6 protein-coding genes are annotated in these 6741 nt (G+C 42.9%); all 6 read right to left on the bottom strand.

Annotated elements, in window-relative coordinates; genetic code table 11:
- The coding region (locus K8S13_RS10960) for a TRAP transporter fused permease subunit (protein ID WP_291462485.1) at positions 1-1655 on the bottom strand (1655 nt) is incomplete at its 3' end.
- Positions 1656-1731: 76 nt separating this feature from the next.
- On the bottom strand, positions 1732-2697 hold the full coding sequence (locus tag K8S13_RS10955) for a TAXI family TRAP transporter solute-binding subunit (protein WP_291462484.1): 966 nt from the start codon (positions 2695-2697) through the stop codon (positions 1732-1734).
- Positions 2698-2841: 144 nt separating this feature from the next.
- On the bottom strand, positions 2842-3630 hold the full coding sequence (locus K8S13_RS10950; RefSeq protein WP_291462483.1) for a 4Fe-4S dicluster domain-containing protein: 789 nt from the start codon (positions 3628-3630) through the stop codon (positions 2842-2844).
- Positions 3627-4370, bottom strand: coding sequence for an ATP-binding protein (locus K8S13_RS10945; protein WP_291462482.1), 744 nt, complete (start codon positions 4368-4370; stop codon positions 3627-3629). Before K8S13_RS10945 ends, K8S13_RS10950 begins: the two co-directional genes overlap by 4 nt.
- A gap of 74 nt (positions 4371-4444) precedes the next feature.
- Entirely contained in the window at positions 4445-5179 is a 735-nt protein-coding gene (locus tag K8S13_RS10940; RefSeq protein WP_291462481.1) for an HD domain-containing protein, read from the bottom strand.
- Positions 5180-5255: 76 nt separating this feature from the next.
- Positions 5256-6741, bottom strand: a 1486-nt coding sequence (gene hcp / locus K8S13_RS10935; protein WP_291462480.1) for a hydroxylamine reductase, incomplete at its 5' end; no start/stop codon positions are given.

Genomic DNA, 6741 nt, shown 5'->3' with positions numbered 1-6741 from the left:
GTTCCAAACAGAATCAGAACAAATGCCTTAATAATGTCGGTTGAACTGCCATCAAGGGAGAATCCGGGTACATAACCAAAAAGAACGGGGCCCAGGTATAGAAATTTTGCAAACTTAAATGATGTAAAGGCTGTTTTCCACATGTTGGCTTTTGCAATGGTTGCACCGGCAAAGGCGGCTATGCAGACCGGGGGGGTTATATTGGAATCCTGTGACAGCCAGTAAACAATCATATGGGCTGCAATTTGATTGACTCCCAGATGGGTCAGGGCTGGGACAGCAACCACTGCAGTGATCAAATAGGCTGCCGTCACCGGCACACCCATTCCCAGCACCAGTGATGCAAGAGCTATCAGCAGAATCGTCAGCAATAACGAACCGCCTGCCAGCTCAATCACAATATCAGCAAAGGTCAGCACCAGACCGGAAAAAGTCAGAACACCTATGATAATACCAATAATACCCACAGTTGCACCGATCTTAAGGCTGTTGGCAGTGCCTTCTCTTGCAGCCTCAACAAATCTTTTGGGACCGATCCTTGTTTCTTTTCTGGCATAACTGATGACAATACAGGATAGAAGGCCGATAATGGCTGAGTATCCGGGAGAAAATCCATAGAGCATAAAAATGGTGATGCCAATCAAAGGAATGGCATAAAACCATTGTTTTTTAAAAATTTCCATGGCTGAAACTTCTGATTTTTCACCCACAATATTATATTTTTTGGCTTCATAATGAACCATGACATATACAGAAAAAAAATACATGACCGCCGGAAATATGGCCACAAGCATAATTCTGGAATAGGGCACACCTGTCAGCTCAGCCATGATGAATCCACCGGCACCCATAATGGGAGGCATGAACATTCCACCAATAGAAGCGGCAGGCTCTATTCCACCGGCAATATGGGGTCTAAATCCTGCTTTTTTCATCATTGGAATGGTAAACATGCCTGTGGAAACCGTATTGGCAATGGCTGATCCTGAAATGGACCCAAAAAGTCCCGATGCAATAACAGATACTTTGGCAGGGCCACCTATTGTATGACCAACAGCAGCAAGGGGCCAGTCAATGAAAAATTTCTGGGCACCGCATTTTTCCAGGAAAGCACCAAAAAGGACAAATAAAATTACATAAGTGGCCAGAACATTGGCCATAATACCAAATACCCCGTCGCTCTTATAAAATATACTGACACACAATTCTGTAAACGGTGCCCCTGCATGGGAAATCAGATCCGGTGCCATATATCCGTAAACACCATAAAGCAGCATTACGGTGCCTAAAATAACAAAGACATTGCCCACCACCCGTCTGGCAAGCTCAATGCCGATTAAAACACCAATAATGGCAAATACCATATCTGTTGTTGTTTCTGCACCTGTGCGGTAATTGATTACTTCAAAATTGAGCATCCAATAGCCAATGGAGACAAGGGAAAGAAAAATGAGGAGATAATCCACAGCCCTCATAATTTTGGATTTTGATTTGTAAGCCAGGAAGACCAGAACATAAGTTATAATGACATAAACTCCCCTGTGATACTGAGTTGCCATGGGCTGAAGTATCGCAGCATAGGAGTAAAAAACGACCAGAACCACTGAGCATATATCAAAGACTATTTGCTCAAATCTATTTAGATTTTCGTACACGGTGTGCCTTCCTGTTTTGTTAAGGGGGACAGATTTAAAATCTGTCCCCAATGATACGAATCAAACTAACTCAAATCTATTTTAAAGAACCCTTTTCTTTCCAGAATTTTTCAGCACCCGGATGGAAGGGCGTTACGACACCATCTGCACCGGTTGCAACAGCCATGTATTTAAATGTCTTTTTCTGTTGTTTCATATGAGCCAGGCCCTCATCTGAATAAATCAAAGACAACATTTTATAGATAACATCTGCGGATACTTTTGAATTTGCAACCCAAAGGGCTGAATCCTGAAAGGAAGGGGATTCATAATCTACACCTTTATAGGTATTTGCAGGGACAGACAGTTTTGCAAAGTATGGATATTTAGCATAAAATCCGCTTGCGGTGGCATCTGCATCAAGATCTACAAGAGCAATATCATTGGTCTGGGCAGCCATGATAACAGCACCGCTCGGGAAAGCAGTAAACAGCCAGAACGCATCCAGTTGATTGTTTCCAAATGCCTGTGCAGCATCATTATACCCCATGGCATTTCTTTCTATTTTATCCCAGACACCCATGTGACCAAAAAAGAGCTCACAATTTGCAAATGCCCCGGAACCGGCATTTCCAACGCCCACTTTTTTACCCACCAGATCTTTTACGCTTTTGATTCCGGAACCCGCACGAACAATAAGCTGACCCGGTGCGCCATAGAGCCATGAAACCGCCAGAACATCTTCATATTTTTTGGTGTCATTTTTCATCATACCGTTTCGGCCCAGATAAACATGGCCGGAATAAACAACACTCATCTGTTGTCTGCCGGAATTTGTTTTTCTTAAGTTTTCCACAGAACCTGCTGAAGACTGTGCCTGTACCTTAAACTCGGAAACAGCTTTCATGGGTTTGTATACCTGAATCCCATTTGCAACCACCTGGAATGTCCCGCCGGCAGGGCCTCCGCCGAATACAATTCTCTGTTTTGCAGAAGCTGACTGGCAAAATGCCATGGTGAGTACTGCGATAAAACCAATAATTAATAAATGCTTACTTTTCATACGTTCCTCCTGTTTGTTTGTGTTAAAACATAAACTTCTTTTTTTTTACCGTCTACGAGATTAGCAAATATGGAGTCAATGAATCAATTGGAGGATTTCTGATTCTGGTGTAGGTAAATTTCTTACAAAAATATGATATTTTTGTCAGCTAAAAATCTGATCTAGTGAGGAAAGAACATGGGAAAACCTCTGGCCGTTTTTCGAATTTTCTTTATAAAATTTCAGGGATTGTTGAACTATGTTCAATACCTCATCGTGGGTATGGAGTCCGGCAACTTCCATGGCAAGCCGGGGATGGCGTCCCAATCTTCCGCCGAGCATCACCCGAAAGCCCTTTTCTTTTTTTCCAATGGTTCCGGTGGGACAGGCCGTTATGCACCTGGCGCACATGAGGCATTGGTGATAATCAATTACAGGTTTAAGATTTTCTTCATCAAGCCTAATGGCGTTTTCATCACAAACGTCTACACAGGCATTGCAAAGGGTGCAGTCTTCATCAAAAATCCCTGGAAGAACCGCTCCAATGATGCCGATATCCACGATCTGGGGTCTTGAGCAGGCATTGGGGCAGTCAGAAAGTGCAACCCTGAACTCATGATGAAACTTTAAGTCCCCTTTTACCGTCTTTTTTAAAAAGGAAAGAATATTCTCGTTTGCAATAATTGTTTCAATCTCTTTTGCAAGCCGGGTGCAAGAATTTGCCGTGTTCGGGCAGCCTGCATCCCCAAAGCAAGTGGAGACCTCATATCCTTTGATGTCTTTTTCCATCCCGCCTTTGGACAAAAATTTTTTCTTTAATTCATTCACATCTGACAATTCAACAGATGTCTTTGCCTTTTGCGCAACAAAATCTTCAACTTTCTTTCTAACTTTTTTCCTTACAAAAAAAGGAACTTTTTTTATGGCCCTGTCTGCATCCCGGGACCACTTCATGAAAGGATTTCTCCACGGTAACTGACCATAACCTCCTTATACGGGATATCTACACCTGCTTTTTCAATGGCCTTTTTAATAATCATGGGCATGGCAGAACAACAGGGCACTTCCATGATGACAGCTGTTATAGTCTTGATCCCGGACACTTTAAATACCTGGGAAAGCTTTTCTACATTTTCTTCTGCATTATCAAATTTGGGGCATCCGATCATGACAGTGTTTCCTTTCAAAAAATCTGCATGAAAGGTCGGATAGGCTACGGGCACACAATCGGCTGCAATTACAAGATTTGAATCTTTAAGAAAGGGTGCGCCCGCCGGAACCAGCTTGATCTGTACCGGCCAGTGCCCTAAACAGGATGCACCACCGGATGCCTGTATTGTTGGTTTATTGGCACAGTCACAAGACCCCTCATTCACTGTCGGGAATGTACTGATTGTCGTGGAAGGACATCCGCAGGCAATGGGTTCTGCTTCTTTTTTTTGGACTTTCTGCTGTTTTAAAAACGCTTCCACAGCTTCTTCATCAAAATCGTCTGCTTCTCGTTCTATAATCTTTAAAGCATCCTGGGGACAGTCGCCTATGCACGCACCTAAACCATCACAATATTTATCTGCAACCACTTTTGCCTTGCCGTCTATAATTTGAATTGCCCCTTCTGCACAGGCAAGCACACAATTGCCGCAGCCGTCACACAATTCCTCGTCTATTTCGATTATTTTTCTCATCACTTTCATATAGTCCACCTCATTCTATATTGATTTGAATAATATAAATTTTTTGTGTATTTTATATTATTCAACATTATTTTCTAATTTGTCTGCCTCAATACCTGTTTGGCCAACTCATTTCCGGCTGTGGTTAAAAAAAGTCTGTCAAGTTTGGCGAAAAATTCCTTATCATCCACACCGTTTTTTCCTTCGCAACTTACCATATGGGTCAGCATGTCCGCATCATGCAAAACTTTTCGATTCAAACTGTCATCTTGGGCCGGACGATTATGGTGTCCCACTATATCAATGACTTCATTGATTAATTCTTCTTTTGCTCCCAGTTTTTCCATAAGTTCTCTGGCTACTTTCGGGCTCTCTTTTTCCATGTATTCAGGTTTGATTGAATCATGATTCTCAAGAACATTTTTTACACCGATATCATATAAATATGCCGCGCAAAGAACCACGGCAAGATTTGCCCTTTCTTTCTTTCCGATTTTTTCTGCAAAATTGGCCACCTTTGCTGTATGCCCGATACGTTTAAAATCCGTTCCCATATATCTTTTCATTTCTACAGCCACCCGATCTTTTAAGAGATCATCTCTTTGGGCAATAAATTCTTCAGGCAGCGTTCCAAGACATTGCTCGGCAAATTTGCAATAGGAAGCACAGCCAAAATCCATCCTGGGATTAACAATCTTTTTTTTGCAGTTTGCACATCTTCGAGTGGCATCATCCTTGAAAAACTCCATGGGATGACCGCATTCCGGACATTTTGTTTCAAAGATGGCATCTTTATTCCAGTATTGAGTATCTTGTCCCGGGCATTTCATTTTAAGCCTCCTTGCAAACCTTTGGTTTATAGCCGGTGCATGATCTTTTCATACACCGGCTTTAAATTTTCTTTATTTATTTTCCCTGCATCATAGCTTCTATATCAGCATCAGCATCTGTAATCGGTTTAATATCAAAATTTTCAACCAGAACATTCAATACTGTCGGGGAAACAAAGGCCGGCAGTGTGGGTCCAAGTCGGATACCCTTTACGCCCAGATGAAGCAGAGCCAGAAGAACGGCAACCGCCTTTTGTTCATACCATCCAATATCAAAGGAAATCGGCAGGTCGTTAACATGATCAAGACCAAAGGCTTCCTGGAGTTTAAGTGCAATAACGACAAGTGAGTAACAATCATTGCACTGTCCGGCATCAAGCACCCTTGGGATACCGCCGATATCGCCCAGATCCAGTTTGTTGTACCTGTATTTTGCACATCCGGCAGTCAGGATTACAGCATCTTTTGGAAGTTTTTCAGCTACTTCAGTAAAATAGTTTCTTCCTTTTTGACGGCCGTCACAACCGGCCATGACAACAAAGCGTTTGATAGCGCCTGATTTTACGGCATCAACCACCTTATCTGCAAGGGCCAGTACCTGGTTGTGGGCAAAACCGGCGACAATCTTTCCTGTTTCAATTTCTTCCGGTGCATTGCAGGTTTTGGCAAGCTCGATAATTTTAGAAAAATCCTTGGCTCCGCCATTCACCCTGTCTGCAATATGTTTTATACCTGGAAAGCCGACCACGCCAGTGGTAAAGACCTTGTCCTTGTAAGTATTTTTCTTTTTCATGGGGATAATGCAATTGGTGGTCATGAGAACGGGACCGTTAAAGGATTCAAAATCCTCATTCTGGTGCCACCAGGAACCGCCGTAATTGCCTTTAAGATGGGCAAACTTTTTGAAAGCAGGATAAGAATTGGCAGGAAGCATTTCACCATGGGTATATACATCCACGCCGGTTCCATCCGTCTGTTTTAAAAGTTCGTCCATATCTTTAAGATCATGTCCGGAAATCAGTATTCCAGGGTTAGACCCCACACCGAGATTTACTTCGGTTATTTCCGGATGGCCATAGGCAGTTGTGTTGGCTTCATCAAGAGCTGCCATGGTGGTGACGGCTACTTCACCCGCCTTAAGTACCAACCCCACCATTTCATCCACAGAAAGATCCTGGGTAGTGGATGCAAGGGCTTCAAACATGAAATCAAAAATTTCATCTTTTTCAATGCCCAGAACCGATGCATGGTCTGCATAAGCGGCGATGCCTTTTAGCCCTATGATAAGAAGTTCACGAAGAGATCGGACATCCTCATTTTCCGTGGCAAGGACTCCTACTGCTTGTGCCTTGGCACCAAAGGAAGCCACATCATCGGAATACCAGGTGGCGCTTTCATGAAGATCCGACCCCACTTTATCCTTTACTCTTTCAAATAATTCTTTTTTGACTTTCTGTGCCTGCTGAATCCATTCATTCAGCTTTTCATCATCAAAATTTGCATTTGTGATAGTGGTAAATAAAGCCTGGGCAACAAACAGACCCGCATCTTTGGGGGTTGCT

It is taken from the genome of Desulfobacula sp. (assembly GCF_021107415.1).
Note: the sequence above shows the minus strand (reverse complement) of the source record. Positions and strands in the feature narration are given on the sequence as shown.

Coding starts and splice junctions, on each gene's coding strand:
- K8S13_RS10955 (WP_291462484.1), bottom strand. CDS start 2,697: ATGAAAAGTAAGCATTTATTAATTATTGGTTTTATCGCAGTACTCACC.
- K8S13_RS10950 (WP_291462483.1), bottom strand. CDS start 3,630: ATGAAGTGGTCCCGGGATGCAGACAGGGCCATAAAAAAAGTTCCTTTT.
- K8S13_RS10945 (WP_291462482.1), bottom strand. CDS start 4,370: ATGAAAGTGATGAGAAAAATAATCGAAATAGACGAGGAATTGTGTGAC.
- K8S13_RS10940 (WP_291462481.1), bottom strand. CDS start 5,179: ATGAAATGCCCGGGACAAGATACTCAATACTGGAATAAAGATGCCATC.